The organism is Psychrobacter sp. TB67 (genome assembly GCF_000511065.1).
Lineage (GTDB): Bacteria > Pseudomonadota > Gammaproteobacteria > Pseudomonadales > Moraxellaceae > Psychrobacter > Psychrobacter okhotskensis.
The window spans coordinates 1-3272 of the sequence record NZ_AYYA01000074.1 but is presented as its reverse complement, the minus strand read 5'-3'; the positions used below and the strand labels follow the sequence as shown (position 1 = coordinate 3272).

At 44.9% G+C, this 3272-nt stretch carries 1 protein-coding gene and 1 rRNA gene; one reads left to right on the top strand and one right to left on the bottom strand.

Going from position 1 to position 3272, the window contains the following annotated elements; all coding sequences use genetic code 11:
- Positions 1 to 9 precede the first annotated feature (9 nt).
- Positions 10 to 891 (bottom strand): IS982 family transposase, encoded by an 882-nt coding sequence (locus W293_RS0113795; RefSeq protein ID WP_025651136.1) that lies wholly within the window; start codon positions 889 to 891, stop codon positions 10 to 12.
- Positions 892 to 1730: 839 nt separating this feature from the next.
- Between W293_RS0113795 and W293_RS0113790 the strand changes: the two genes are divergently transcribed.
- A 16S ribosomal RNA gene (locus W293_RS0113790) occupies positions 1731 to 3268 on the top strand.
- Positions 3269 to 3272: the final 4 nt, after the last annotated feature.

The window sequence follows — 3272 nt, the reverse complement described above, 5'->3', positions numbered from 1 at the left end:
ACCCCACTCTCAACTTGAAATAAGCAAATCAAACTGAAGAGGCGGATTACCAAGTTTTTTGTTGAGTACAAAGCACAGATTGTGTGAAAGAATCTTACGAATCAATCGATGAGACAAATGCCATAAATCTCTTGCTCGTACCCTTTGTATATTAAATCGTTCTGATAGCTGACCAATGACTGTTTCAACGATACGGCGGGCTTTCATTAGCCGCCTTACCACAGGTTTGGGTCTATCCTCTTTCATGTTGGCTCTGAGTGGCGTTTGTAAATCCACGCCTTGAGCGTCGTAGTACGATGTCAGACTAGGGCTGATATACCCTTTATCAGCGCCAAGCAGCCCATGAATATGAGTGGTGATTTCTGGGGCAACCGCTCTTTCATCAACATTGGCAGGAGCAAAGGTAAAGCCTTTAATCATGCCCGATAAGTTAACAAGCAAATGGCCTTCAAAGCCATAGTACCTCTCTTGCTTAGCGGCACAGTAGCTAAAAGCTGCTAAGTCTTGATAATTCTTATGCCGATAAGCGCGTCCATAATGACAGACGGGTATCGGAAAGCCATCCATAAAATGAATGTTGTCACGGCCTTCAATTTGACTGACGTTATCTTGTATCCGCTGTTTGACTTGCCACAGATTTGCGCAATGCTTTGCGAAGTTAGGGTATGAGCCGATGGCTGGAAACCAGTCTTGCCAATGCTGGGTAAAGTATTGCCAAATTTGTTTGTCTTGATCAAGGTGTAAAAATTCACCGACCATCTCCATGCAAATGACCTCAGGATCACTTAGCTTTGGCGCGTAACCTGCACTTCGCAAGGGTTTGGTGACGACTATTTTGTAATATTGCTCTACCATTAAATAGATATTGATGATAAATTCGTCTATGGGCATCTCATGACTCCATTGTGTTCTTGGTCGAAAACAATAGATTAGTGAGATGCTCTTCTTTTTTCAATCACTTTCGAAGTTGAGAGTGGGGTATAGACAGCTTCTATATAGAAGAAATAAGCGATTTTAAGCAGAAAATGCTATTTCTTATCATGATAAAACTATTTTTAATCTTAACTGACTGATAAATATAAGATATTAATAATAAGGCGAGATAATCTTTAAAATAGCCAACAAATCCCCTTGACCCTCATATCAAACCGAGTATAATGCGTCCCAGTCGAAAGGGAAGGCGGTTTAGATAAGTGGTTTACCACTTAGGAGAATCAGCAAAATAAATTACTTTTAAAATAAAATAATTTACCTCTTGACTTACCAAATAAAGCGTCTATAATACGCACCTCATTAAGGCAAAGCAGGAAAGCTTATATGTAAATTACATATAAATAACCTGACTAACTTACTGAAACAAATTATAAAAAAGCTTGACAATCCCAATCATTATGATAAGATAGTCGGCTCGCTAGATAGCTTAACCCGCAAGGGATTAGAGCTAAATGGTGAAAGAGACACCCTATATAATCACCTACTGGACGACAGTAGATGAACACTATTTAAAAGCATAACTAAAGAACAACTTGTGTGGATTTTTGCTGATTCAGAATGCTAAAAAATAAAGTTGACTATCTTTTCTTTTCGGAAAGATTATTAACTATAAAAATTATCATTTAAGACAGCAGAAAAACTCAAAGTTAATTCATTACGAACATAATTTTTAGCGATTTTGCCAGATTAGATGAGCCAAGTTTAGTAGCCTCTTTAAAGGGTTACATAGCAAGATTAAACTGAAGAGTTTGATCATGGCTCAGATTGAACGCTGGCGGCAGGCTTAACACATGCAAGTCGAGCGGAAACGATGGTAGCTTGCTACCAGGCGTCGAGCGGCGGACGGGTGAGTAATACTTAGGAATCTACCTAGTAGTGGGGGATAGCTCGGGGAAACTCGAATTAATACCGCATACGACCTACGGGAGAAAGGGGGCAGTTTACTGCTCTCGCTATTAGATGAGCCTAAGTCGGATTAGCTAGATGGTGGGGTAAAGGCCTACCATGGCGACGATCTGTAGCTGGTCTGAGAGGATGATCAGCCACACCGGGACTGAGACACGGCCCGGACTCCTACGGGAGGCAGCAGTGGGGAATATTGGACAATGGGGGAAACCCTGATCCAGCCATGCCGCGTGTGTGAAGAAGGCCTTTTGGTTGTAAAGCACTTTAAGCAGTGAAGAAGACTCCGTGGTTAATACCCACGGACGATGACATTAGCTGCAGAATAAGCACCGGCTAACTCTGTGCCAGCAGCCGCGGTAATACAGAGGGTGCAAGCGTTAATCGGAATTACTGGGCGTAAAGGGAGCGTAGGTGGCTCGATAAGTCAGATGTGAAATCCCCGGGCTCAACCTGGGAACTGCATCTGATACTGTTGAGCTAGAGTATGTGAGAGGAAGGTAGAATTCCAGGTGTAGCGGTGAAATGCGTAGAGATCTGGAGGAATACCGATGGCGAAGGCAGCCTTCTGGCATAATACTGACACTGAGGCTCGAAAGCGTGGGTAGCAAACAGGATTAGATACCCTGGTAGTCCACGCCGTAAACGATGTCTACTAGTCGTTGGGTCCCTTGAGGACTTAGTGACGCAGCTAACGCAATAAGTAGACCGCCTGGGGAGTACGGCCGCAAGGTTAAAACTCAAATGAATTGACGGGGGCCCGCACAAGCGGTGGAGCATGTGGTTTAATTCGATGCAACGCGAAGAACCTTACCTGGTCTTGACATATCTAGAATCCTGCAGAGATGCGGGAGTGCCTTCGGGAATTAGAATACAGGTGCTGCATGGCTGTCGTCAGCTCGTGTCGTGAGATGTTGGGTTAAGTCCCGCAACGAGCGCAACCCTTGTCCTTAGTTACCAGCGGGTTAAGCCGGGAACTCTAAGGATACTGCCAGTGACAAACTGGAGGAAGGCGGGGACGACGTCAAGTCATCATGGCCCTTACGACCAGGGCTACACACGTGCTACAATGGTAGGTACAGAGGGCAGCTACACAGCGATGTGATGCGAATCTCAAAAAGCCTATCGTAGTCCAGATTGGAGTCTGCAACTCGACTCCATGAAGTAGGAATCGCTAGTAATCGCGGATCAGAATGCCGCGGTGAATACGTTCCCGGGCCTTGTACACACCGCCCGTCACACCATGGGAGTTGATTGCACCAGAAGTGGTTAGCCTAACTTAGTGAGGGCGATCACCACGGTGTGGTTGATGACTGGGGTGAAGTCGTAACAAGGTAGCCGTAGGGGAACCTGCGGCTGGATCACCTCCTTATAGA

Bases quoted from the DNA above. Each gene is read 5' to 3' on its own strand.
- W293_RS0113795 (WP_025651136.1), bottom strand. From the start codon at position 891: ATGCCCATAGACGAATTTATCATCAATATCTATTTAATGGTAGAGCAA.